General features: G+C 45.1%; 29 protein-coding genes. 10 read left to right on the top strand and 19 right to left on the bottom strand.

The window, feature by feature from the left end:
- Positions 1-41: 41 nt before the first annotated feature.
- On the bottom strand, positions 42-1,004 hold the full coding sequence (gene glcK / locus AC2CGA_RS14120) for a glucose kinase GlcK (protein WP_017418148.1): 963 nt from the start codon (positions 1,002-1,004) through the stop codon (positions 42-44).
- A 35-nt stretch (positions 1,005-1,039) separates the two neighbouring features.
- The gene (locus AC2CGA_RS14115) at positions 1,040-1,249 is read right to left on the bottom strand and encodes a YqgQ family protein (RefSeq protein ID WP_025852938.1); all 210 of its coding nucleotides are present in this window, start codon (positions 1,247-1,249) and stop codon (positions 1,040-1,042) included.
- Positions 1,250-1,446: 197 nt separating this feature from the next.
- Between AC2CGA_RS14115 and nhaC the strand changes: the two genes are divergently transcribed.
- Complete coding sequence (nhaC, locus tag AC2CGA_RS14110) at positions 1,447-2,811, top strand: Na+/H+ antiporter NhaC (RefSeq protein ID WP_003153063.1); 1,365 nt, start codon at positions 1,447-1,449, stop codon at positions 2,809-2,811.
- Between the two features lie 76 nt (positions 2,812-2,887).
- Here nhaC and AC2CGA_RS14105 read toward each other — a convergent pair whose 3' ends face one another.
- The 3 genes from AC2CGA_RS14105 to rpmG form a co-directional block, all read right to left on the bottom strand.
- Positions 2,888-3,061, bottom strand: a complete 174-nt coding sequence (locus tag AC2CGA_RS14105; RefSeq protein ID WP_003153061.1) for a hypothetical protein — start codon at positions 3,059-3,061, stop codon at positions 2,888-2,890.
- A 70-nt stretch (positions 3,062-3,131) separates the two neighbouring features.
- Complete coding sequence (locus AC2CGA_RS14100) at positions 3,132-3,686, bottom strand: 5-formyltetrahydrofolate cyclo-ligase (protein WP_015387997.1); 555 nt, start codon at positions 3,684-3,686, stop codon at positions 3,132-3,134.
- Positions 3,687-3,764: 78 nt separating this feature from the next.
- Positions 3,765-3,914 (bottom strand): 50S ribosomal protein L33, encoded by a 150-nt coding sequence (rpmG, locus tag AC2CGA_RS14095; RefSeq protein ID WP_003153056.1) that lies wholly within the window; start codon positions 3,912-3,914, stop codon positions 3,765-3,767.
- 347 nt (positions 3,915-4,261) lie between these two features.
- Between rpmG and AC2CGA_RS14090 the strand changes: the two genes are divergently transcribed.
- The gene (locus AC2CGA_RS14090) at positions 4,262-4,615 is read left to right on the top strand and encodes a hypothetical protein (RefSeq protein WP_003153047.1); all 354 of its coding nucleotides are present in this window, start codon (positions 4,262-4,264) and stop codon (positions 4,613-4,615) included.
- On the top strand, positions 4,612-5,076 hold the full coding sequence (locus AC2CGA_RS14085) for an endolytic transglycosylase MltG (protein WP_003153042.1): 465 nt from the start codon (positions 4,612-4,614) through the stop codon (positions 5,074-5,076). The genes AC2CGA_RS14090 and AC2CGA_RS14085 overlap by 4 nt, the downstream gene beginning before the upstream one ends.
- A 98-nt stretch (positions 5,077-5,174) precedes the next feature.
- Here the strand turns inward: AC2CGA_RS14085 and pstB (AC2CGA_RS14080) are convergent, their stop codons facing one another.
- From pstB (AC2CGA_RS14080) to AC2CGA_RS14040, 9 genes are all read right to left on the bottom strand, one after another.
- Complete coding sequence (gene pstB / locus AC2CGA_RS14080; RefSeq protein WP_003153040.1) at positions 5,175-5,957, bottom strand: phosphate ABC transporter ATP-binding protein PstB; 783 nt, start codon at positions 5,955-5,957, stop codon at positions 5,175-5,177.
- Between the two features lie 11 nt (positions 5,958-5,968).
- Positions 5,969-6,775, bottom strand: a complete 807-nt coding sequence (gene pstB / locus AC2CGA_RS14075; protein WP_003153038.1) for a phosphate ABC transporter ATP-binding protein PstB — start codon at positions 6,773-6,775, stop codon at positions 5,969-5,971.
- Positions 6,776-6,793: 18 nt separating this feature from the next.
- On the bottom strand, positions 6,794-7,678 hold the full coding sequence (gene pstA, locus AC2CGA_RS14070; RefSeq protein ID WP_003153036.1) for a phosphate ABC transporter permease PstA: 885 nt from the start codon (positions 7,676-7,678) through the stop codon (positions 6,794-6,796).
- Positions 7,678-8,607 (bottom strand): phosphate ABC transporter permease subunit PstC, encoded by a 930-nt coding sequence (gene pstC, locus AC2CGA_RS14065; RefSeq protein WP_003153034.1) that lies wholly within the window; start codon positions 8,605-8,607, stop codon positions 7,678-7,680. Before pstC ends, pstA begins: the two co-directional genes overlap by 1 nt.
- 48 nt (positions 8,608-8,655) lie before the next feature.
- Positions 8,656-9,558, bottom strand: coding sequence for a phosphate ABC transporter substrate-binding protein (locus AC2CGA_RS14060; RefSeq protein WP_003153032.1), 903 nt, complete (start codon positions 9,556-9,558; stop codon positions 8,656-8,658).
- 155 nt (positions 9,559-9,713) lie between these two features.
- The gene (locus AC2CGA_RS14055; RefSeq protein ID WP_003153029.1) at positions 9,714-11,861 is read right to left on the bottom strand and encodes a peptidoglycan D,D-transpeptidase FtsI family protein; all 2,148 of its coding nucleotides are present in this window, start codon (positions 11,859-11,861) and stop codon (positions 9,714-9,716) included.
- A 101-nt stretch (positions 11,862-11,962) separates the two neighbouring features.
- The gene (locus AC2CGA_RS14050; RefSeq protein ID WP_014305429.1) at positions 11,963-13,252 is read right to left on the bottom strand and encodes an MFS transporter; all 1,290 of its coding nucleotides are present in this window, start codon (positions 13,250-13,252) and stop codon (positions 11,963-11,965) included.
- Positions 13,253-13,369: 117 nt separating this feature from the next.
- Positions 13,370-13,975, bottom strand: coding sequence for a superoxide dismutase SodA (gene sodA / locus AC2CGA_RS14045; protein WP_024085608.1), 606 nt, complete (start codon positions 13,973-13,975; stop codon positions 13,370-13,372).
- A 166-nt stretch (positions 13,976-14,141) separates the two neighbouring features.
- Positions 14,142-14,624 carry a DUF456 domain-containing protein gene (locus AC2CGA_RS14040; protein ID WP_014305430.1) on the bottom strand — a complete coding sequence of 161 codons (483 nt, stop codon included), beginning with the start codon at positions 14,622-14,624 and terminating at the stop codon, positions 14,142-14,144.
- A 158-nt stretch (positions 14,625-14,782) separates the two neighbouring features.
- Between AC2CGA_RS14040 and AC2CGA_RS14035 the strand changes: the two genes are divergently transcribed.
- From AC2CGA_RS14035 to ispG, 3 genes are all read left to right on the top strand, one after another.
- The gene (locus AC2CGA_RS14035) at positions 14,783-15,547 is read left to right on the top strand and encodes a DUF1189 domain-containing protein (protein ID WP_044053471.1); all 765 of its coding nucleotides are present in this window, start codon (positions 14,783-14,785) and stop codon (positions 15,545-15,547) included.
- A 91-nt stretch (positions 15,548-15,638) separates the two neighbouring features.
- Positions 15,639-15,941: a LysM peptidoglycan-binding domain-containing protein gene (locus AC2CGA_RS14030; protein ID WP_043867293.1), complete on the top strand. Its 303-nt coding sequence runs from the start codon at positions 15,639-15,641 to the stop codon at positions 15,939-15,941.
- A gap of 132 nt (positions 15,942-16,073) precedes the next feature.
- Entirely contained in the window at positions 16,074-17,192 is a 1,119-nt protein-coding gene (ispG, locus tag AC2CGA_RS14025) for a flavodoxin-dependent (E)-4-hydroxy-3-methylbut-2-enyl-diphosphate synthase (RefSeq protein WP_169510269.1), read from the top strand.
- Positions 17,193-17,226: 34 nt separating this feature from the next.
- On the opposite strand, the gene AC2CGA_RS14020 is transcribed toward ispG, so the two are convergent.
- Entirely contained in the window at positions 17,227-17,604 is a 378-nt protein-coding gene (locus AC2CGA_RS14020; protein WP_087920773.1) for a DUF308 domain-containing protein, read from the bottom strand.
- Positions 17,605-17,737: 133 nt separating this feature from the next.
- Between AC2CGA_RS14020 and AC2CGA_RS14015 the strand changes: the two genes are divergently transcribed.
- Positions 17,738-18,319: a nucleotidase gene (locus AC2CGA_RS14015; RefSeq protein ID WP_007408297.1), complete on the top strand. Its 582-nt coding sequence runs from the start codon at positions 17,738-17,740 to the stop codon at positions 18,317-18,319.
- Between the two features lie 31 nt (positions 18,320-18,350).
- Here AC2CGA_RS14015 and zur read toward each other — a convergent pair whose 3' ends face one another.
- A complete protein-coding gene (gene zur / locus AC2CGA_RS14010; protein ID WP_003153018.1) occupies positions 18,351-18,761 on the bottom strand; it encodes a zinc uptake transcriptional repressor Zur in 411 nt (136 codons plus the stop codon).
- Positions 18,762-18,884: 123 nt separating this feature from the next.
- Positions 18,885-19,766, bottom strand: coding sequence for a YitT family protein (locus AC2CGA_RS14005; protein WP_003153016.1), 882 nt, complete (start codon positions 19,764-19,766; stop codon positions 18,885-18,887).
- A gap of 118 nt (positions 19,767-19,884) precedes the next feature.
- On the opposite strand from AC2CGA_RS14005, the gene AC2CGA_RS14000 reads away from it, so the two are divergent.
- Positions 19,885-20,139 carry a DUF2624 domain-containing protein gene (locus AC2CGA_RS14000; RefSeq protein ID WP_003153013.1) on the top strand — a complete coding sequence of 85 codons (255 nt, stop codon included), beginning with the start codon at positions 19,885-19,887 and terminating at the stop codon, positions 20,137-20,139.
- Positions 20,140-20,167: 28 nt separating this feature from the next.
- Here the strand turns inward: AC2CGA_RS14000 and AC2CGA_RS13995 are convergent, their stop codons facing one another.
- Together AC2CGA_RS13995 and AC2CGA_RS13990 are read right to left on the bottom strand one after the other, a co-directional pair.
- A complete protein-coding gene (locus AC2CGA_RS13995; protein WP_139885320.1) occupies positions 20,168-21,061 on the bottom strand; it encodes a deoxyribonuclease IV in 894 nt (297 codons plus the stop codon).
- Between the two features lie 10 nt (positions 21,062-21,071).
- On the bottom strand, positions 21,072-22,388 hold the full coding sequence (locus tag AC2CGA_RS13990) for a DEAD/DEAH box helicase (RefSeq protein WP_003153010.1): 1,317 nt from the start codon (positions 22,386-22,388) through the stop codon (positions 21,072-21,074).
- Positions 22,389-22,553: 165 nt separating this feature from the next.
- Between AC2CGA_RS13990 and vrrA the strand changes: the two genes are divergently transcribed.
- Both vrrA and AC2CGA_RS13980 read left to right on the top strand, forming a co-directional pair.
- Entirely contained in the window at positions 22,554-23,249 is a 696-nt protein-coding gene (vrrA, locus tag AC2CGA_RS13985) for a VrrA/YqfQ family protein (protein WP_014305436.1), read from the top strand.
- A gap of 122 nt (positions 23,250-23,371) precedes the next feature.
- On the top strand, positions 23,372-24,316 hold the full coding sequence (locus AC2CGA_RS13980) for a 4-hydroxy-3-methylbut-2-enyl diphosphate reductase (RefSeq protein ID WP_003153006.1): 945 nt from the start codon (positions 23,372-23,374) through the stop codon (positions 24,314-24,316).
- Positions 24,317-24,336 lie beyond the last annotated feature (20 nt).

The raw sequence follows: 24,336 nt of genomic DNA, 5'->3' as shown, positions 1-24,336 counted from the left end.
AAAAAAGAAAGCCGCCCGCGATATGGGCAGGCAGACTTTCTTCAGCAGTTTTGATGTTTGAGCCATTCATTTTTGGCAATCCACGCCCCGCCGATGACTCCGGCGTCATTTCCAAGTGCCGCAATCGAAATATCGGCCGCTTCCGCAGAACGCGGGAACGCGGTGATTTTGAAGGTCTCTTCCACTTTTGACCGCAGGATTTCCCCCGCTTTAGACACGCCTCCGCCGAGCACGATTTTCGTCGGATTCATGGCGCTTGCCAGATTTCCGAGCACGAGGCCTAAATGTTTTGCGACATAATCGACGACTTCAAGCGCGGTCTTATCCTGCTGTTTAGCCGCTTCGAACACGTCACGTGCCGTCAGATCGCGCACTTGTAAGAGCGAAGAGTCGGAAACCGCCGCAAGCTTTTCTTTCGCGATGCGGACGATGCCGGTTGCGGACGCAATCGTTTCGATGCAGCCGGATTTTCCGCAATTGCACGGAGCTCCTCCTTCCGGAATACTGCAAATATGACCGATTTCTCCGCCGGCCCCGTTTTTACCGTGAACGATTTCTCCGTTGACGATGATGCCTCCGCCGACTCCGGTTCCAAGCGTCACTAAAATGACATCTTTGGCCCCGTCACCTGCACCCTTCCACATTTCTCCGAGCGCCGCGATATTGGCATCGTTTTCAATGACGGCCGGAATACCCGTTTCCGCCTCGAGATGGTCTTTCAGCGGATAGTTTTTCCACCCCATATTTGTCGTCTCATAGACCATTCCTGTCGCCATTTCCACGGGTCCGGGCGCTCCCATTCCGATCCATTTTACGATCCGTTTCGGCTTGTTCAGTTCTTCCAGCTTCTGATCAAGCGCTTTGGCGATCGTGACCGTAATTGTGTTTCCTGATTTATCGGTCGGAACTTCCCATTTATGCTGAATTTCACCGTACATGTTGATAAAGGCCAGCTTGATGGTTGTTCCGCCAAGATCAATCCCCGCAAACCATGTATCTTCCATAATAATCTCCTTTTCTTATTTAAAATCCTGCTGTGTTATCTGTCTTTGATCCGCTCCGATTCTCTCTGAAGAACTCCGGCGGCTTTTTGCCATAATTCTCTTTCAATCACGTTTGACAAGTACATTTCCTTTAATTCATCTTTCATAAAGTCAATTTCGGCTTGTCTGTCACCGAAATAAACGATATGTCCGAATGACTTAAACAGCTGCTGCACGTCATAAAATGAATTCATCTTCTTCACCATTTCTATTCTTCTTAGTATAAGCGTATTTCATCACTGATCCGGGCGTCAAGCAAAAAACGATTGGAGAAAATATCCTTGTATTATTTTCATAAATTGTATATTCACAATTGTAAAAAAACACTCATTTATGCGTTTTTCTGTTACAATACTTTCGTGCCCAAAAGCACAAAAGGATTAAAGTTTGATGGGGTGTTGTTTTGAAACAAGAAAAAAGGCTGACGTTCATCTCAGCCATCAGTTTATTTGTCTTGATGTTAGCAGTCATTATTTCCTGCCTGTTTTTCTTTCATACAGAGCCGCATATGCCGCTGTTCTTTTGCGTCATTATTCTGTCTCTGGCAGGTTTATGGCTCGGTTTCTCGTGGGACAGTCTTGAAAAAGGAATTGTCAGCGGATTGAAAAACGGTGTGCAGCCGATTATCGTGCTGGCTTTGATCGGTGTGCTGATCGGCGCCTGGATGTACAGCGGCGCCATTCCCACCGTCACCGTTTACGCTCTGTCAATTATACAGCCGAGTCAGCTGCTTTTGACCGCATTATTTTCCTGCATGATTATCAGCACGCTTGTCGGCTCAAGTCTGACAACTGTCAGTACAATCGGCGTCGCGCTGTTAGGGGTAGCAAGCGCGGCGGGAGTTCCGCTCGAATGGACGGCGGGAGCAGTCATTTGCGGAGCTTGTTTCGGTGATAAAATGTCACCGATGTCCGACACGACGAATTTTGCCGCCGGAATCGGCGAAATTCCGATTTTTAAGCATATTCGCCATATGATGGGCACTACCGTTCCGGCACTGCTGATCACGATCGTTCTTTTTTATATTCTCGGTTCATCTGTTTCAATAAATGCCGCTTCAACGCAAAATATTGAGGCGGTCATTTCCGGAATAAAAGAGGCCGTGCACGTTACGCCTTGGTCGCTTCTTTCACCTCTGTTGGTGATCATTTTAGCTGTGAGACGGGTTTCCGTGATTCCGGTGCTTACCGCCGGTATTATTTCCGCAGGGCTTCTGACTGCTGTTTTTATTCCTGACAGCAGCATTCAAGGATTTATATCCGCCCTGCAAAGCGGGACGGCGTTTAAAACCGGCGACCAGGCTGTGGCCAGCATTATCAACAGAGGCGGGCTCCAATCGATGATGGGATCAGTCTCTCTGATTATGATCGCCTTTGCGCTCGGCGGCCTGATGGAAAAAACGGGCCTGATCGCGGCGCTGCTTCAAGGATTGATAAAAGGCGTGCATACGAAAGGACGTCTTGTCATGGCGACCGTCTTCTCAAGTATAGGCGTAAACCTTGCGACAGGTGAGCAGTATTTGTCGATCTTAATTCCGGGTCAATCTTATAAACCTTTATATGACAAGCTCGGCATTAAGCGGATTCACCTTGCGCGGTCGCTTGAGGACGGCGGAACATTGATCAACCCGCTGATTCCCTGGGGAGTAAGCGGCGCTTTTATGGCAAGCGCATTAGGGGTTTCCGTCGTCGACTACCTGCCGTTTACCTTTTTCCTGTACATTTCTCCTATGATCTCAATTCTGCTCGGTTTCCTGAAAAAAAGCTGACAATACGAGAAAACCTGCCGTTTTTTACCGGCAGGTTTTCTTATGCAAAAAATCCCGCTTAAAAAACGGGATTTGTTTAAAATGCCTGCTGAATGAATTTGTTTCTGATAAACGGTATTTTTAAAAAGAAATGAATGAATGTCCGTCTGATCCCCGGCTGGCTGAGCACGCTGTTCATCAGACGGTAGCGGTTTTGGTAAACGGCTAAAACAGATACGGCGCATAATGAGTAGATCAACAATTTTTTCATCTTATCCCTCCTGCCCCTATCGTTTGTCAAACAGCGAGAATTATTCCGGTGCAAAAAGTTTTTTATGCGATTAAGCGATGGTTTCGGATTCAGTCACGATCATATCGACCGGAATATCGTGGGGCATGCGGGGAATGCGGTCTGTCAGCTGGCAGTCAAAGAGAAGCGACACGGTACGGCCTTTATAACCGGACAGGTACCGATCATAATATCCTCCGCCGTATCCGATTCTGAAGCCTTCCCGGTCAAAAGCCACGCCGGGCACAATCACAAGGTCAATGTCATTTTGGGCGGCTTTTTCCGTCAGACTCTCGATCGGTTCACTGAGGCCCGCATATACGGTTTCCAGCTGATCATACGCAGAAAATGTACGGAACTCCATTGCTCCCGTCTGCGGAAAGCATTTTGGGATACAGACTTGTTTTTTCTCTTGCCAGGCCTGTTCAATAATCGGCCGTGTCGGAATTTCCAGGCGTGTCGAGATGGTAACGGCGATCACGCGGGCCTGTTTCCATTCTTTTAAAGAAAACAGCGTTTCACGCATGCTGCGGCATTTTTTCTCCCATTCACTTTCTGTCATGTCAGAAAGCTTTGCTTTTATATCGGTTCTGATTTGTGCTTTCACGTTTCTCAAACCTCCCTGAAAGACAAAAAAGCCAGAACTTTATTGAAAGCTCCAGCTTTTTCCGCTGTGTTAAACAGCTTATTTTGTTTCACGGTGTAACGTAGATTTTTTATCACGTGGGCAATATTTTTTAAATTCAACGCGGTCCGGATTGTTGCGTTTGTTCTTTTTAGAAATATAGTTACGCTCACCACATTCAGTGCAAGCCAAAGTAATATTAACGCGCATTATTTTCCCTCCAAACTAAATATCATTTACTTATTCAGACTTATATATAATACCACTATAATGGACAGAATGCTAGAGCTGATTTACATGAAATGTTGTTTAAGTGCAGAAAACATCAGTTTACGCTTCTGATCCTCTGAATGAGCTTGCGTCAGAAGAAGGCAAAATATGACGAAACAGGACAAAAAAGGGCTTTCTGATACGAAATCTATAGAGAAATAACCGTTTGCTCCCCGAGTAAAAAAGATTTTCCGACAAAATTCCGTTTTTTTCTCTATTTCCTTTAGAATGGCGGCGTTTTATGGTATAAAAAAGAAGGGCAAATTAATAATAGAAGGTGATGAAACGTGGAAATTGCTATTATTGCGTTGTTTATCGTCAGTATAGCGCTTATTGCATTCTCATATTCTCAAAGAGATCCGATGAAAGACGTGGAACAGGAGCTAGAAACGCTTCAGCTTTCCGCCATGCAGGAAATTTACAAGTTGAAAAAGAAAATGACGGTGCTTGAAGAAGAATTGCTGGAAACCAACCTCGTGATCCGCAAAGCCAAAAGCAGCGGCATTAACCAAAAAATCGCCAAACAAATCATTTCAAAATATAACAACGGAATGTCTGCGGAAGCCATCGCAAAAGCGGAGCACGTGTCTGTCGAGGACGTCAATACCATTATTAAAGATAATGAGAAGGTGCTCGTATGACAAAACGGGGCATTCAGGCTTTTGCAGCAGGCATGATTTTAGCGACGGCCGTTCTCGCCGCTGTCTTCTATTTGACTGACCATGACCAGGCAGCCGCCGTTAAAACCGAAAAAACAGCATTGACAGAAAAAGAAGTAAACAGCTACCTCGACGATCAGCACAAAGTCTCCGTCAACCGGGATGACTATCAAAAACTGCTTGATTCTAAAGAAAAATCGTTAAACAACGACCAAAACACAGACGCCAAAAAGAAAAAAGTAACATACAAACTGACGATTAAAGACGGAATGAGCACTGCTGATGTGTCATCCATTCTTGAAAAAGAAGGGATTATTCCTTCAGCGAAAGACTTCAATGATTACGTCATTGACGCAGGCTACCACAAAGAAATCCGCGCCGGCCATTTCAAAGTCGATTCAGATATGAGCTTTAAAAAAATCGTCAAAACATTAACCCGCTAAAAAAGCTTGCAGGCATCGTCCATTCAGATGGATACGGCCGGCAGGCTTTTTTAATAGACATATAAAACGGACCCGGTTAATGGCCGGGCCCGTTTTTTTCATCCGAATTTTCCGGTGATATAATCATGTGTTTTTTGATGATCTGGCTGAGAAAATATTTTGCCCGTATCGCCCCACTCCACCAGTTCGCCCATATAGAAAAACGCGGTTTGATCAGAGACCCTCGCAGCCTGCTGCATGTTATGAGTCACAATGACGATTGTATACTTTTCTTTCAATGTCAAAATCAGCTCTTCTATTTTCCGCGTGGACACGGGATCAAGAGCGGACGTCGGTTCATCCATCAGAAGGACGTCCGGTTTGGTGGCGAGCGCTCTTGCGATGCACAGCCGCTGCTGCTGACCGCCTGACAGTGAAAGCGCCTGTTGGTGAAGGCGATCCTTCACTTCATCCCAGAGCGCAGCTGCTTTTAAAGATTCCTCGGCGATTTCAAGCAGTTTCTTTTTATTTTTTTCGCCGTGAATTCTCGGACCGTACACGACATTCTCAAATATTGACTGGGGAAACGGATTTCCTTTTTGAAACACCATACCGATCTGTTTTCTTAATTCTGCCGCATCCGTCTTTTCCTTCAGCAGATTGCGCCCGTTATAGATCATGTCGCCTGTCACTTTGACATTCGGGGCCATTTGCAGCATTAAGTTTAATGTTTTAATAAAAGTGGATTTCCCGCAGCCGGACGGACCGATGATCGCAGTTACCTTCCGCTCCTCAAAACCGATCGTAATGTCTTTTAAAGCCTGATGGGCTCCGTACCATACGTTCATGCCGTGAATATCAAATAAATTCTGTGTGTGCACCGCTTCCTTCACAAGGCTCACAGTCCTTCCCCCTATCCGAACTTTCCGTTAATGTAGTCATCTGTCTTTTGCGCTTTAGGACTCGTGAAAATTTGTTCTGTCTGCCCGTATTCCACCACTTCCCCGTTTAAAAAGAAAGCCGTTCGGTCAGACACCCTCAGCGCCTGCTGCATGTTATGCGTAACGATAATAATCGAATAATCTTTTTTCAGTTCTGTCAAAAGCGTCTCGATTCTGGCGTTTGAAATAGGGTCCAGAGCTGAAGCCGGTTCATCTAAAAGAAGCACGGCAGGTTTCATCGCCAGCGTACGGGCGATACAAAGGCGCTGCTGCTGGCCGCCTGATAACGACAGAGCCGATGAATGAAGCCGGTCTTTGACTTCATCCCAAAGCGCCGCCTTCGTTAAGCTTTCCTCGACCGCCTCATCCAAAACGGCTTTTCTGCGTTCCCCCGCATACTTCAGCGCATGTGTGATGTTATTGTAAATGGATTTCGGGAACGGATTCGGTTTTTGAAACACCATACCGATCTCCCGTCTGAGAGACACGACATTAATCGCTTCACCCAAAATATTCAGCCCTTCATAAAGGATTTCTCCCTCACTTCTCGCCGAAGCAATGGCATCGTTCATTCTGTTAATCTGTCTCAAAAATGTTGATTTCCCGCAGCCGGACGGACCGATCAGAGCCGTCACCGCATGTTTTTCAATATTCATGTTTACATCTTTTACCGCTTGTTTGTCACCGTAATAAATTGATAAATGCTTCACTTCCAAAATCGAAGACTCCGGCAAACGCTTTGTCTGTTCCGCTTGTTCCCTGATGATGTGATCGATCATGTTTTCGCCTCTTTCCGATTAATTTGCCGTAAGCTTTTTATAAATGACAGACCCGAGCCATCTCGCAGAAAGGTTAAACAAGAGAACCGAAATCACCAGCACCGCCGAGCCGCCGTTTGCAATCGCTTCGGCGTCAGGGATGATTCCCTGCGTATTGACACTCCATATATGAACCGCCAGCGTCTCAGCCGGCCTGAAAATGTTGAAAGGAGATGATTCAGAAAACGGGTTCAAATCCGTAAAGTTCAGCCGCGGCGTTGTCAGCCCCGCTGTAAATAACAATGCGGCCGCTTCTCCGAATACTCTTCCTGATGCCAGAATGGCTCCGGTTAAAATTGAAGGAATCGCACTCGGAATCAGCACCGTTTTGACGGTATGCCATCTCGATACGCCTAAAGCGAGAGAAGCTTCTTTCAGCTCCTTAGGGACTGCAGTGAGCGCGCCTTCTGTCACCCGGACCATAACGGGAAGGTTAAAGACCGTTAATGCGAGCGCGCCCCCGATAATCGTGTAGCCCCATCCGGTCAGGTTTACAAACATCAGCATGCCGAACATCCCGATGACAATGGACGGAAGCGAAGACAGCACCTCAATACACGTTCTGATAAAATCAGTGATTTTATTTTGGGGCGCATATTCAGCCATAAAGACGCCGCCCCCCACACCAAGCGGTATCGTGATCAGCATGGTGATAAACAGAATGTAAAAAGAGTTAAAAAGCTGATCCCGTATTCCGCCGCCTGAGGCAATGGCGCTTGATTTTGACGTAAGAAAACGCAAGGAGATTTCAGAGACGCCGTGAATAAGAATGTACAAAAACAATCCTGCCAAAATCGCCGCGATTACAGCGGCGCATAACCCGAATACACCGGTGGCCAATTTATCCGTTATTTTCCGGTTCATTACACTTTCCTCCTAGATGACAAGTAGCGTATGAGCAATATAAACAGAAACGACATGATGAGAAGAACAAGCCCCATAGACCATAACGTATTATTTTCAATACTGCCGTATGTGGTATGGCCCATGTTTAACGTGATAATCGTCGTTAATGTTCCCGCCGTATCAAGCAGGCTTTCCGGCAGAAGCTTTGTATTTCCGATAACCATCTGTACGGCGAGTGCTTCTCCGAACGCTCTTGCCATCCCGAGCACGACAGCGGTCAGCAATGTCGGAAACGCCGCCGGGATAAGCACCTTTCTGATTGTCTGCCACCTCGTCGCACCAAGCGCATATGAACCGTCGCGAAGGTGTTTCGGAAGTGACGCAAGCGCATCAGCGGAAATCGATGTAACAGTCGGCAGAATCATTACCGAGAGTACGATCGTCCCCGCCAGAAGGCTGTGACCCGTTCCGCTTGATTTAAAAGAGCCGATAAACGGAACCAATACTGTAAGACCTATGAATCCATAAACGACGGACGGAATGCCGACAAGCAGCTCAATTACCGGCTGCAGCACCTTTTTTCCCCAAGTCGGCGCAATTTCCGTCATAAACACGGCACCCGCAATACCGAGGGGCGCTGCGATCAGAGCGGACAGAATCGTGACCGCAAATGATCCGAAAATAAAAGGCAGCGCGCCGAACTCAGGTTTTGCCTGGGTTGGATTCCAATTCAGACTTGTTAAGAACTCAATCGGGCTTACACCATTTACAAAAAAAGATTGCAGCCCCTTTATGCCGAGGAAAATTGTGATCGCCGCTGATGCCGCAATGATAATCGCGGCACACACAGACACAATCACCCTTCCGCGGACTTCATCCAATTGCCTGTTTTGTTTTGAGCTTATTAAGCGTTCGCTTACAGACTCTTTTTCTCTGTGATTTATCATTTGTTTACACTCCTATAAAGAAGAAGAGGCGGGGAGCCCGCCCTCCCCTCAGCTTTGCTTGCCGTTTGCGTCACGTGTGACTTTCATATCAGAGATCGGAATGTAGCCCTGATCTTTTACGATACTTTTCTGTACTTCATCGCTGTTCATATAGTCAAGAAACGTTTTTGTAAGGCCTGACGCTTCACCTTTCGTATAAGAGTGCTCGTAAGCCCAAATCGGATACTCGCCTGTGACGACGTTTTTCTCTTCCGGTTTGATGCCTCCGATCGATAAAGGCGTTACTTTGTCATCGTTTATATAAGAGAATGCCAGATAACCGATTGCTCCCGGCGTTTCCGCAATGATTTTTTTGACTGTATTGGAGGAATCCTCTGTAATGCCCTCTGCAGGCTCTGCTCCGTCAAGAGCATATTTGACGAACGTAGCGCGTGTTCCAGATGAATCAGGACGGTTCACGAGTGTAATTTTTTGATCTTTACCGCCAAGCTCTTTCCAGTTTTTAATTTTACCTGTAAAGACGTCTGTCAGCTGTTTTTTGGTTATATCCTTTACGCCCGCACCGGGGTTGACCGCAGCCGCCATCGCCACTACCGCTACTCGGTGGTCTTTTAGGGCTTTCGCATCAATGCCTTCTTTTTCTTCAGCGAAGACATCTGAGTTGCCGATTTGCACTGCCCCTTCAGACACTTGCGAAAGTCCTGTTCCTGAACCTCCCGCTTGCACCTGCACATCAGCATCCGGATGTTTTTCCATAAACTTTTCCGCCGCTGCCAGTACTAACGGCTGCATGGCTGATGAACCAGAAATGGTTAAAGAACCTGATGCTTTTTTATCCTCACTTGCAGATTGACTGTCTGTCTTGCCGCTTTCCTTTGCATTTCCGCATGCTGCAGCAACAATCATAACAGCAGCCATCAGAAGCGTAAGCATCCATTTGTTTTTTTTCATTTCCTGAATTCCCCCTGCATTTAATGTGTAATTTGTCCTACACGTATAGAGTAAAGGGTTCTTGTAAAATGCGTATAAATCAAGTGTTAAGGTTTTGTAAATCCGGATTTTTTTTTGTATAAAAAAAACGCTCACAGGTTGTGAGCGTTTTTCTGTTAGTTGCTTGTATTGCCGTTTTCAGCGTCTTCCTGAATTTTATCTTCGTTTTTCTGCTTCGTATTATTATCTTCTTGTTTCTTTTTCAGCTCAAAGTATTTGTCCAGAGCTGCTTCCCCGATGTCATTAGTTATTGAATACCTGTCATTGTAATTTTCATAAGCCCATGGAACCACTACCGAAATAGCAACTTCAGGATGATCTGCAGGAGCATAAGCCACCAAAGTTGTGTTATAAGTAGAAGCACCAGTTCTTGATTTTATAGGTCCATCATAGAAAGCTTGTGCTGTTCCAGTTTTACCGGCAGGGTGATAACTTTTATTAGCAAAATTTGCTCTCGCAGTCCCTTGAGCTCCATTCATAACAAGTTTAAAACCTTGTTGAACACGTTTAATTTCACTTTCAGTCATATCAAGACGGTTCATCACTTCCGGATTAACAGATTCAACGACGGCCCCGATACCTTTTTTTGAAGGTTTTCTTACTTCTTTCACGACTTGGGGCTTCATACGATAGCCGCCATTAGCAATGGTCGATACATACTGAGCCATTTGAAGCGGAGTGTATGTGTCATATTGTCCAATCGCAAAATCAAGCAAGAAACCTGACTGTCTTTTAGTTCCCACATATCCTGTAGCTTCGTTAGGCAGATCAATTCCTGTTTTTACCCCTAAACCGAATTCACTGAAGTAATAACGAAATTTATCAAATGCGCTGTAATCAAGCGGCAGTGGATGTCCTGATATATATTTACCCTTACCAATTGCAATCGCAGTTTTAAACATATAAACGTTAGATGAACGCTCAAGTGCAGTTAAATCATTTATCGGCCCCATTACACTTACCGATTTTTTAGGAGGAGAGTCTTTAATATTTAAAACTTCATCCGTAAATATATTTCCGATTTTTATAGCACCTGTTTGATAACCTGTTAACAATGTTGCCCCTTTTACAGCTGAGCCCATGTTATAAGAGGAAGTCATTGTTCCTAGTGCATAATCATCAATTTTATATTTGCCGTCTACTTGTTTAATCTGTTTACCCGCCATTGTAAGCACTTCTCCATTACGGGGATCCATCATTACGACAAATGCTCTGTCAAGCAACTGTGTACTCGGTCTTGCCTTTGCAGCCCTTAAATTTTTCTCAATAATTTTTTCAACGTCTTTTTGCAATTCGGTATCTATAGTGAGTACTAAATCATCCCCGGCTTTACCTTTTGAAACCGTTTCTGTATCTGTTACGTTTCCAGAGGAATCTGTCACATTTCTCACTTTTTCTTTTTGGCCCTGAAGCAGATTTTCATATTGATACTCTAAATAACTTTTTCCTACTCTGTCATTCCTGCTGTAACCGAGGGACAAATAATGCTCAAGAAGATTTGAAGGGAGTCCCTCATTGGAGCTCGAGACACTGCCGAGAACTGATTTTAACAACCCTTTATTTGGATAAGACCGTTCCCAGTCAGACGTCACGTCAACTCCCGGCAGTTCATCTAAATGTTCGCTGACGACGGCCATTTCTTTTGCAGACACCCCTTCATTTTTGATGTATTGAGGCGTCAGTGAGTAGCCTGAATCCATCTGCCTTTTGATCGCAAGGATCTGCATATCTTTTGAAGTGAGCTCATTCAGCTGTTTGTCTGTGATACGTTTCAGCTGAAGCTGATATAAATCATCTTCAGACAGTTTTTTGTCTTCAGCTTTTTGCTTTTCTTCGGCCGTAATCAGTTTTTTCGCTTCATCAGGCCTCGTTAACATCCAATAGTCTTTTTTATCCCGCTCAGTCACCTTTTTGGTGCTTACCTTAATCATACCCGACAGTTTTTTTGCGATTTTTAAACGCTGCGCCTGGGTGGTTGAGGCTGAACGTGTATATGTAATCGCATTTAATGCTTTATTCGTTACGATGGGATTTAGGTTCCGGTCGTATATTTTCCCTCTCGGAACCGCCGTGCTGACATCAGACTCCTCCTGCTTATTAGCGGCGTTTTTATAATCATCACCCTGAACGATCTGCTTGATGCCAAGCTCGACGATAATCCAAGTGAAAATAAGAAACGCGGCCAAAAACAAAAAATTAAGCCGGATCGGCAGTGATTTTTTCTTTTCTTTGTTTACAGCTATTTTCTTTTTATTTCTCCTCATGACATCACCTTTTCTTATTTACAGAAAGAAATGACACCTTCTGTTCAGGTGCCATTTTTCATTCTAAAGGTTTTTTCGATATTTTTCTACAGATAACCCTTTTATCTTTCTCCTTTTATAAAATTCGGTTCCGCCGCCTGTTTTTGTCGGTCTTCTTCTACTGTTTCATCAGAAGTTTCCGTATCCAGTCTGATGTCTTTTATAAAGTAATAAATCAGCGGATGGCCGGCTCCGAGCAGCACGAGCGCCGCCGGTATTCCCACTTTTTCCTTGAATAATGTAACGATTACAAGGAAACAAAGGATGGAAACGATCCGGCCCGCATTTAAAAATAACTCCCTGAGCACAATGTATTCAATTCTGGCTTTTCTGGCAAGCCGCGCCCGGCCTATCACATCATATGTAAGCGAGACATACGGCACGAGCAGAACTGGATAGCCGATCGCAATAAACACTCCGTACAAAAGGAGCGTCGTGAAGCTCATTTTAAAAATGATAAGAAACAGGGCGCCGTACAAGATCAATCCGCCGATAAGAATCGCCTTTTTCCGAGCTCTTTTTTTGATGAGCCTTGATGCAAAATAATAGGCAAAAAAAGAAACCGCGGAATTGACGAGACCGAATGTTCCGAGCGCCAGCTCACTGTTTGTCGCAATGAATACAAAAACGCTGATTAAAAAAACAAAAATCCCCTCTCTCAAGCCTTGAAAAAAGTGCGCGTTGGTAATCCGGCGCCAATTCAGATTCGTGTGGCGCTCATCAAAAACTTTTTTCAGCATAAACCGGCCTTTCGACTCCCTCCGCTTCAGAAAAAAGCTCATGACCACGGCAAGGGCAAATAAGCCGAGCGACAGGCTGAAAATGATTGTATAACCCGTATTGTTTTCAAGTCTTGAAATGACATATCCGGCCACAATCGGACCGATCATGCCCGCCGATGAAGACAAAATGCCTAAAAACCCGTTAAAAAAATCTCTCGTTTCCGGTTCCGTAATTTCGAACGTCAGCACATTAAAAGCCAGCCAGTAAAAGCCGTATCCAACTCCGAGCACGGCCCCTATCAAAACGAGACGGGAAGCCGCAGTTTCTCCGGCAAGCAGCACACTTAAATAAAAAGCGGCCAAAAAGATAACGCCGAACCTGAGAATAAACACCCTGTCGATTTTTTTAGCCAGCCGGCCCGCCAGAAGAAAGGTAACCGGCTGCATCGTTACGACCGACAAATTGTATATGGCCAAATCAATAAATTTTCCCGACTGCTTCCACAAATACACGTTGACAAATGTATTTGACAGCGCGATGCCCAATGAGTAAAGGCCGCCAATCGTCAATAACAGCAGCAGCCCTTTATTTATTTCGATGTCGCCGATAATTTTTTTTATTTTGCTCATCATTGACTCCCCTTTACTACACATTAGTTTGTCTCACTCAAACTGAGATATGTAAAAGGATTCAAAGTCAATAAAAAAACAAGGCCTCCCGCGGGAGACCTTGTTTGATCGAACTATTTATTTTGCTTCGCTGTAAAGACGGGCAACTTCATCCCAGTTCACAACATTCCAGAAAGCTGAAATGTAATCAGGACGGCGGTTTTGGTAGTTCAGGTAGTACGCATGCTCCCAAACATCAAGACCGAGGACAGGTGTTTTACCCTCTGAAAGCGGTGAATCTTGGTTTGGCGTGCTTGTAATTTCAAGTTTGCCGTTGTTTACAACAAGCCAAGCCCAGCCTGAACCGAAACGGCCGGCAGCTGCGGCGGCGAATTTTTCTTTAAATTGATCGAAGCTTCCGAACGTGTTTTTGATCTCTTCAGCAAGCTCACCAGTCGGTTCGCCTCCGCCGTTCGGAGATAAAAGAGTCCAGAATAAAGAGTGGTTGGCATGTCCGCCGCCATTGTTGCGGACAGCTGTGCGGATGTCCTCCGGCACTGCGTTCAAATCAGCAACAAGCTCATCTACAGATTTCTCTGCAAGCGCTGATCCTTCGATCGCTTTGTTGAGGTTTGTCACGTATGTGTTATGGTGCTTCGTATGATGAATCGTCATCGTTTCCTTATCGATATGAGGTTCTAAAGCATCATAAGCGTAAGGCAATTCTGGAAGTTTGTAAGCCATAATTTTTTTCCTCCTTTAAATATATGTACTGAAATGCCGCTTAACGCGAACTTTTCTAATCTCAATGTAACAAAAGAAAGCATGGTAATCAATGAAAAAGCTCACAATCCGGCGATTCCAGCAGACATATTACACTTTATCCGTTCCCTGCCGAAATTAAACCTTTCTAAAGCACCGTCCATAAGAAATATCCGATCATAAAGAGCTGAATGACGCCTTTTGCCGCCACGCTTGTTAAAAAACCGATTAACGAGCCGAGCCCCACTTTTGCCGCGGACTTGATATCCTTTTGATGAACAAACACCTCAGCGCAGACAGCACCGATAAACGGCCCTAATATAATGCCTGCCACGGGAATAACGAAGGGCCCGATCAATAATCCGATCGTGCTTCCCCAGATTGCCGCCCTGCTTCCTCCGTACCTTTTAACGCCAAGTAAATTTGACACATAATCAGCTGCGAATAAAACGGCCGCAAATACCGCCTCAATGAGCCAAAACAGGTAAGAATAAGGACTGAAGGAAAACAAAAATCCGTAGAGAAGAAAACCGGCCACAATAAAAATAACGCTTGGAATCACCGGATATACAAGCCCGATAAAAGCAATGATGAAGACCGCAATGATAATCAGCCAATACAAAACACTCATGACAAAAACACCCTCCTTTGTTTTGCGGGCGATCACCGCTTCCCGCTTTATCTTATTATGTATGATTCCTTATCACCGCTTTAAATACTCTCACTTGTGTTCATCCCCTGTGAACGATACAATAAGCAACATATACCAGTTTAGGCTAGGAAGTGAAGATGTTGAACATATTTACGGCTTTATTGAAAAGTACATACTCTCCGGCAGATATTGCAAAAACACGGTTTCAGGGGATAGGAAAAGCGATCCTTTATGTATTTTTGCTGTCTGTCCTTTTTACGCTGCCAAGCGCTTATTACCTTTGCTCCGGCACCGTAAACTCAATGAACGGTTTCAAAACCGTGTTAAAGAAAGATTTCCCTGATTTCAGCATTTCAAACGGAGAATTGCAGACGAAAGCGTCCGCCTCTAAGGAAACGGAAGCGAACGGGTTCGTCATCGTCTTTGATCCCACAGATGCTTACGGCGCGAAACAAATAGCGGCGAAACAAAATGCGATCGGCATTTTGAAAAATAAAATGGTGCTTGCTGTAGACGGACAAGCGACAGAAATGAATTATTCGCTGATGCCTGCCGATATCACAAAAAAAGAAATCATATCAGCATTAAACCAAAATAAAACAATGATCGTCACCGTCCTGTCCGTTTTGCTGTTCATCATGACAGCGGCAGGCAAATTCATTGAAGTATCATTTCTCGCCGTCATCGGCCTGATATTGAAAAATGCGCAAAGAAAGACATTGAATTACCAGCAGCTCTGGAAGCTTTCGGCTTATTCCATTACACTTTCGACCGTATTCTTTACGATCATGCGCGCGCTTGTTATTACGGTGCCGAGTGAATTTTTAGTGAATTGGTTTGTAAACTTTATCATCCTTTTCCTCGTCTTAAAAGAGATTCCGCCAAGAAAAACAGCTGTGTAACAAAGACTGCCCCCGGCGGTCTTCTTTTTTGTCATGAACAAAATGGGACAAGCATACAATGAAGTAAAAATGTATGCGGGAGGCGGTTGGAATGAAGCGGCTTACTTTTGTATTCGGCAGTTTATTTGTGATATTCATTATCTTTTACGATCTTAAAATCGGCACGATCCCTTCTCAAGACCTTCCAGCATACGCAGCGGCGGCACAGCCAGCCCAACAGGAAGCTTCATACAGAACGGTTACGGTCAAAAAAGGCGATACGGTGATGTCGATAGTCGGCGCACGTAAAGCGCCAGATGATATTGCACAAGATTTTGAAGCGCTGAATCCGAATGTAAAAGCAAACGCCATTCAGGCAGGCACCGCTTATAAATTCCCCGTCTACCGCAATTAAACGTTAATTTCTTGTCAGTTCGGCAAATACACTGTTACAATATAACATGTAAATAGAAGTTGCCTGACATGTAAAAGGCTCAGCCTGCAAAAGCGGTAACTACAATTAAGGAGCGATTGACAAGTGAGTGAAATCACACATCGTACAAAAACGCGTCCCGTCAAAGTGGGACCTTTAACAATAGGCGGAAATAACGAAGTCGTCATTCAGAGTATGACGACGACCAAAACACACGACGTAGAAGCAACAGTTGCGGAAATCAACCGTTTAGCCGAAGCCGGCTGCCAAATTGTCCGGGTGGCATGTCCGGACGAACGCGCCGCTAACGCGATTGCCGACATCAAAAAACAAATTTCCATCCCTCTCGTTGTCGATATTCATTTTGACTACAAGCTTGCATTAAAAGCAATTGAGGGCGGGGCCGACAAAATCAGAATCAATCCGGGAAACATCGGCCGTCGCGAAAAAGTGGAAGCCGTCGTAAAAGCGGCGAAAGAAAAAGGAATTCCGATCCGGATCGGCGTAAACGCGGGATCTTTGGAAAAGCGCATTTTAGAAAAATACGGCTATCCGACTGCTGACGGAATGGTTGAGAGTGCGCTTCATCATATCAAAATCCTGGAAGACCTTGACTTTCATGACATCATCGTCAGTATGAAAGCGTCTGACGTCAATCTCGCCATAGAAGCATACGAAAAAGCGTCAAAAGCATTTGATTATCCGCTTCACCTCGGAATTACAGAATCGGGCACGCTGTTTGCCGGAACGGTAAAAAGCGCGGCCGGACTCGGAGCGATTTTAAGCAAAGGAATCGGTAACACGCTCCGGATCTCTCTGAGCGCCGATCCTGTTGAAGAAGTAAAAGTAGCCAGAGAACTGCTGAAATCATTCGGTCTTGCTTCAAACGCGGCTACGCTTATTTCATGCCCGACATGCGGACGGATCGAAATTGATCTCATCAGCATCGCAAATGAAGTGGAAGAATACATTTCTAAAGTCAAAGCGCCGATTAAAGTAGCGGTTCTCGGATGTGCCGTTAACGGACCGGGCGAAGCAAGAGAAGCTGATATCGGGATTGCCGGCGCACGCGGCGAAGGACTTCTTTTCCGCAAAGGCCAAATCGTCCGCAAAGTCCCTGAAGAAACAATGGTCGAAGAGCTCAAAAAAGAAATCGACAAGCTGGCAGAAGAACACTATGCAAAGCTTGAAGCAGAAAAAGCAAAAGCAGAACAAGAAACACAAAAAGCTTGACGGATATTCCGCCAAGCTTTTTTTTTGCGTTGTGTTAAAAAAACGGTGTAATGAAGATGCCAAGCACAAGGGAAACAATACCGATTCCCATCGCCCATCCGCCTAAAGCGCCTGCTCCTCTTCTTCTGGCGATATAGCCGACGATAATGCCGCATGCCCCTAATAAAACAGGGAGCACAAACAGGGAAATGATAGAAATAGCCAATGCTGCATACCCTATCCCCCGGCCTTCACTTACTCCGTCCCGATTATCATCACGGTCTGCTGCCCGGTCAGAAGCACGATATGGCTCTGAGATTTCGGCCGCTGTTTCTTCTGAATAAACATCACGCGTGATATCGGTTCCTTCCGATCCATGATCCACGTAATAGTCGTTGCCTTTTCGATTTTCGTAATCGTATGCCACCTTCAATTCCCCCTTTTTCTTTTATGAAAGGAGCTTTTTTAGTTTCCGCGTTTTTTACGGATTCATGTTTGCTAAACTTTTCTGGTATTGTTAATTGTTTATGTTACACTTGAAGGGATGAATTTATAGGAGTGTGGACATGTTACGGTTAGGTATAGATATTGACGGCACAGTTACGGCACAGGATACATTTGTCCCTTATTTAAACCGCTCATTTCATCTTTCCATTACCTTGGATGATATGACTGATTATGATCTGACGAAGCTTTTGAACATTACAGACGAGGAATTTTGGGAATGGATGAACGTTCATGAAGCAGCCATATATAAAGAAGCGAAGCTCGCGGAATTTGCCAAGCAGGCACTGGACGGACTGAAAGAAGAGCACCGTCTTATCTACATTACGGCAAGACGCGGCCACTTAGAAGATGTTACGCTGGACTGGTTTGCAAACCGGGACATTCATTACGATCACATTGAGCTTGTCGGAGGCCATCACAAAGTGGAAGCTGTCAAAAAACACGGCATTGATTTATTTTTCGAAGATCACCACGGCAACGCGACAATGATCGCAAAAGAAGCAGGCATTCCGGTTATCCTTTTTAACTCCCCATATAATCAGCTCCCCATCGATTCCAATATTATCAGGGTGCAGAATTGGCTTGAAGCCGTCGCCTGGATTAATAAAAACAAACACAGCTTTCAGCATGTTAAAAGCTGAAAAAAACCTCCTGTATATAGCAGGAGGTTTTTTATCGGCACGCCGGACAGGTGCCGTAAATTTCAAACTTATGGCCGCTGATTTCATACCCTTCCAAATCATCGTGCAGCTTATCCATCGGACAGGACTCAATTTCCTTCGTTTTCCCGCAGGTTAAACAGATAAAATGGTGATGATGATGGGTATAAGAGCATGTAAAACGGAACAGTTTTTCTCCGGAAAGCTCCGTCGTTTCCAAAATGCCGAGTTCTTCATATAACGAAAGATTTCTGTATATGGTATCAAAACTCAGTCCCGGATAGTCGTCATTTAATGCGGCAAGCACGTTTTTGGCGGTCAGATATTTATCAGAATCAGCAAAAAGCTGCAGCATGTCTTCTCGCTTACTCGTATATTTATACCCTTTTTCTTTCAGCAGGTTCAACGCTTCTTGTACGTTCATGAGGACCTCCCCTTTACAACACGGTATCGCTCCAAAAAGAAAATGGCAGCTGTCTGAACAGCAGGCCATTTTCTTATGATGTATCAAATTATACCTATAAAATGATGAAAAGTAAATGAAAGCCTAGTGAATCGCGGTTTTGAACTTACCGCCCCTCGTTTCATGGGTATTCATGATCGTAATAAAGGCGTTTTTATCAATTTCAAACACAATGGATTTCAATTTAGTCACTTCAAGCCTTGTCACGACCGCGTAAATGACTTCTTTGGATTCATCCGTATATCCGCCTTTTCCCTGAAGCTTGGTGGTTCCCCTTCCAAGCCGATGCAAGATTGCGTCTGAAATTTCCGCATACTGATCTGCCACAATAATGACCGCTTTTGTTTCATCAAGCCCCTGGATGACGGCGTCAATCGTTTTCATGGCAATATAATAAGTCATGAAAGAATACATCGCCTGCTCCGGACCGAACACAAAACCGGCCCAAATAAAAATAAACACATTGATGAGCATAACGAATTCTCCAACTGAGAAGGGCAGCTTTTTTGTGAGAAGGATACCGAGTATTTCAGTACCGTCCATCGAGCCTCCGTTTCGGATGACAAGGCCTACCCCGAAACCGAGCAAAAGCCCGCCGAATACCGTCGCCAAAATAGGCTGGGTCGTAATGGCCTCCACATGGTGCAAGGAGGATTCAATCAGCGCTAAACCGACAATTCCGATAACAGTAGAGATGAGAAATGTTTTTCCGATATATTTATATCCGAAAATCATAAATGGAATGTTGAGTAACACAACGAATAAGGCGAAATTGAGGAGGGGATTGGACATAAAGAGGTGGTCTAAAATTAATGAAACACCGATAATGCCTCCGTCGATAAAATTATTAGGGACCAGAAACAATTCAATACTTACAGCGGCTGAACCCGCCCCGATCAGAATCATAATGACCCTGAAGATAAAGTGTAAAAATGACTCTCTTTTATGCTGTTTATTTGGGGTCATAAAATCTCCTTTCCTGTAATAACTATTTTAAACAGTAAGCAACTTCATTTTACCATTAAAAGCCGTAACATTTTAATGATTTGCTCAATACATTATGTCTAAAGAGGTGAAAGTATCGATGATTTTAATACAAAGAATTATTTTGCAGCGGCTCAATCAAGTCACTGCGGACGATCTTCTGAAATATTCCAAGCAATACGGAATCAGCATTACGAGAAGTCAAGCGGCTGAGGTAGCGGCTCTGATGCACGGAAAAAACATCAATATTTTTGATGAACAGGAGCGGCTTCGCCTGCTGAAAAAAGTGGAAACGATAACCTCAAAAGAAACGGCTCGGAAAGTTGACGAACTTTTCAATCAATTCTCGGGGTAAAAAAGGAGGGGCAATTCCCCCTCCTTTTTTATTGAGCTGATATTTTTTCAAGAAGCTCCTGATCAAACTGCTTTTCTTTCAGCATTTCGATTTCAAAACGGTACGGCGGCTTCTTATTTTTCTTGTCTTCGCCTACATACGGTGTTTCGAGGATTTTCGGAATATCGGCAAGCTGCTCGTGATGAACGATGTACTGCAGAGCGTCAAAACCGATCTCTCCGAACCCGATATTTTCATGGCGGTCTTTCCGGGCGCCTTTAATATTTTTACTGTCATTCACATGAAGGACTTTTATCCGAGCGATGCCGACGATTTTATCAAACTCGTTAAGAACACCGTCAAAATCATTGGCGACATCATACCCGGCGTCATGGGTGTGGCAAGTGTCAAAGCAGACGGATAGATGTTCATTATGCGTAACCCCCGAAATGATCTCGGCCAGCTCTTCAAAGCTTCTTCCGCATTCTGATCCTTTGCCCGCCATTGTCTCCAGCGCAATCTGCACGTTTTGACCGGGAACAATCACTTCGTTTAGACCTTCAATGATTTTTTTGATGCCCGTCTCAGCCCCGGCTCCGACATGCGCTCCCGGATGAAGTACGATCTGTTTCGCGCCGATCGCTGCCGTTCTTTCAATTTCAGAACGCAGAAAATCAACACCCAGCTCAAACGTTGCCGGATTTGTCGTATTTCCGATGTTAATGATGTACGGCGCATGCACGACAATCTCATCGATGCCGTTTTCTTTCATATGGGCGCGGCCCGCTTCGATATTCAAGTCTTCAATTTTTTTGCGGCGCGTGTTTTGGGGAGCGCCCGTATAGATCATAAATGTATTCGCCCCGTACGAAACAGCTTCCTTGCTTGCGGCAAGGAGCATATGTTTTCCGCTCATTGAGACGTGTGAACCTATTTTCAGCAACCCGAGTCCCCTACTTTCCTTTATTAGATTTGTTTCTTCTCTGCTTTCTTTTTATCTTTTCCATTTCGTAGCTCATTTTCTTTTTATAGCCCGGCTTCACTTTTTTCGGTTTTTTCACGAGGCGCTTCGCCATTTGGTCGGCCTCATTCTCCGATTTTTTGCGTTTTTTGCGGCGATGGCGGTCATCGCCTTTCTTCCATTCGCCGTTTACAAGCTCCGCATAGTCAAACACAATACCCATCTTTTCGAGTCTTACGAGCGCATCTTCGTCAGAAAGCTCATAAATGGTCAGTGCTTGGCCTGATGAACCGGCGCGTGCGGTTCTCCCGACGCGGTGAACATAAAAATCCAGATCGTCCGGAAGCTCATAGTTGATGACGTGGCTTACGCCTTTAATGTCAATTCCTCTTGCCGCAAGGTCTGTCGCAATGACATAAGTGAATTCCAGATCATTAATCTGTTTCATTACCTTCTTACGCTCACGCGGCGTTAATCCCCCATGCAGAAGACCGATCCTCATGCCCTTTTCAGTCAGGTATTTCGCAATATGGTCAGCCGTGTTTTTCGTATTGGCAAACACAATGCCCAGATAAGGATTCAGATGAGACATCATATCAAAAAGCAGCTTGTCTTTATCACGCTGTTTAGAAGGAACCAAAACATGTTCAATCTTTTCGGCTGTGATTCTTTTCGGCTCAACATGCGCGTACTTCGGATTTTCCATATACTTTTTCAAAAACGGCTTCAGCTTTTCCGGAATCGTAGCTGAGAACACAAGCATCTGAAGTTCTTCCGGCATCCGCGATCCGATATAATCAACATCTTCTAAAAAGCCCATGTCAAGCATCAGATCTGCTTCGTCAATGACGAGAGACTGCGCTTTATAGACGTTCAATGCCTGCGCCTTAATCAGATCCGCGATCCGGCCCGGCGTTCCGACGACGAGATGAGGCTGTGTTTTCAGCTTATCAATTGATTTTTGCTTGTCCGTCCCTCCGATGAAGCATTTTGTCCGGATCGGCTCATCTTCCGCACCCTGTGTGATTTTGAGCGCTTCCTGATGAATCTGATTGGCAAGCTCTCTCGTCGGCGCCGTGATAACAGCCTGCACCGTATCAGAACCCGGATCAATCCGATTCAAAATTGGCAATAAATAGGCGTGGGTTTTCCCCGTCCCCGTCTGGGACTGCCCGATCACGCTTTCGTTTTTCAGTACGGCGGGTATCAGCCGCTTTTGAATATCTGTCGGTTCATAAAAACCAAGGCGGTGAACTGCATCTATAATAAACGGTTTTAAGTTGTATCCATCAAATTTAGTTTCTTTCATTTTTCCCAGCTCCTTAAAGCGGCACATTCTGTGTCCATCATCACATTATAACCGATTTTACTTAAAAACACCATGTCTTGGGGGAATCCTGTTTTCGAGACAGAAAAGCAAATGCCCCCTCCGATGCATATTGTAATAGCAGAGAGACAGAAAGGAGGTACAAGTATGTTTCCACAGCAGCCGATGAGAAATATGGCGCAGCAGGGCCGGCCGTTGATGAATCCGCGTATGATGATGGGAGGAAGACCGTCATTGCCGGGCCGGCAGCTGATGCAGCAGGGCCGGCAGCTTTTCCCTCAGCAGCAGATTGCCGGAGCCGGCCTGAGAAACGCAGGCACGGGCGGCGGAGGGGGCTTAAAAGGGATGCTTTCCCGTTTTTTACCCGGTTCAGGAGGAGGAAGCGCTGCCGCGTCGGCACCGGCGGCGGCCAGCGGAGGAGCAGGTGCAGGACTGCAGGGAATACAGAACCTGGCAAGTCCGGCATCCCTGTCGAGCATGCTCGGCAACGTTCAGAAGGTGCTCGGCGTGGCGCAGCAGGTTACACCGATGATTCAGCAGTACGGTCCCTTAGTACGGAGTCTGCCCGCCATGATGAAGCTTTACAGCCAATTAAGCAGCAGCGATGATGAGAATGAATCTGACGAGACAAAAGAAACAGACGAACAGGATAAAAAGGATGAAGCTGAAAAAACAGATGAAACAGAAGATGAAAACAAATCAGACGCCTCATCCAACACATCAAAGAAGACGTCTGAAAAAGCATCCGCTTCAAAAGAAAAAGACGCCGCACAGGCAGACTCAGCGGAACAGCCGCGTCCAAAAAGAACATCGGGCAGATCAAAGCCGAAATTATATATTTAACATTCTTTGATATCTCACGAAAGATTAGCTATAATGAGATCAGAAGAATGCAAGATTTGAGCCGTTTAACTACGGCTTTTTATATTGCCTCTACACTCACTTTTGATAGGAGGACATCTACATTGGACGTTATCAAAATATCGCCGCGCGGCTACTGTTACGGCGTTGTTGATGCCATGGTCATAGCCAAAAACGCGTCACTCGATAAAACACTGCCAAGACCTATATATATACTCGGAATGATTGTTCATAATAAGCATGTCACAGATGCGTTTGAGGAAGACGGCATTTACACGCTTGACGGCACAAACCGTCTGGAGATTTTAAAGCAGGTGGAAAAAGGAACCGTTATTTTCACGGCTCACGGGGTATCTCCGGAAGTAAGAAAAGCCGCTGAGGAAAAAGGGCTTGTTACGATTGACGCCACATGCCCGGACGTCACGAAAACACATGACTTAATCCGAAAAGTAAAAGCTGAAGGCTATCACGTCATATACATCGGCAAAAAAGGCCACCCCGAGCCTGAAGGAGCCGTCGGCGTCGCTCCTGAAATCGTTCATCTCGTTGAAACAGAAGAAGACGTCAGAAATCTCGATATTCAGGCTGAGAAATTAATTGTTACAAACCAAACGACAATGTCCCAGTGGGACGTCCACGATATTATGGAATCAGTCAAAGAAAAGTACCCGCACGTGGAATACCATCAGGAAATCTGCCTGGCCACACAGGTTCGTCAAGAAGCTGTATCAGAGCAGGCAAAAAAAGCGGACTTAACCATTGTTGTCGGCGATCCGAAAAGCAATAACTCCAACAGGCTGGCTCAAGTGTCAGAAGAAATCGCCGGAACAAAAGCCTACCGAATCGGAGACATCAGTGAACTGAAGCTCGAATGGCTGAAAGACGTCAATACCGTCGCCGTTACCGCAGGCGCATCAACACCGACACCGATTACAAAAGAAGTCATCCGCTTTTTAGAACAGTTTGACCACAACGATGAATCGACATGGCAGCTTGAACACAGTGTGCCGCTCAAAAAAATCCTTCCGAAAGTAAAAATAAAAAACTGAGGCCCGGGGCCTCAGTTTTT

The sequence above is a fragment of the Bacillus sp. SYZHCR11 genome (assembly GCF_057196865.1).
The sequence above is the reverse complement of the archived record's forward strand: the minus strand, read 5'-3'. Positions and strand labels throughout refer to the sequence as shown.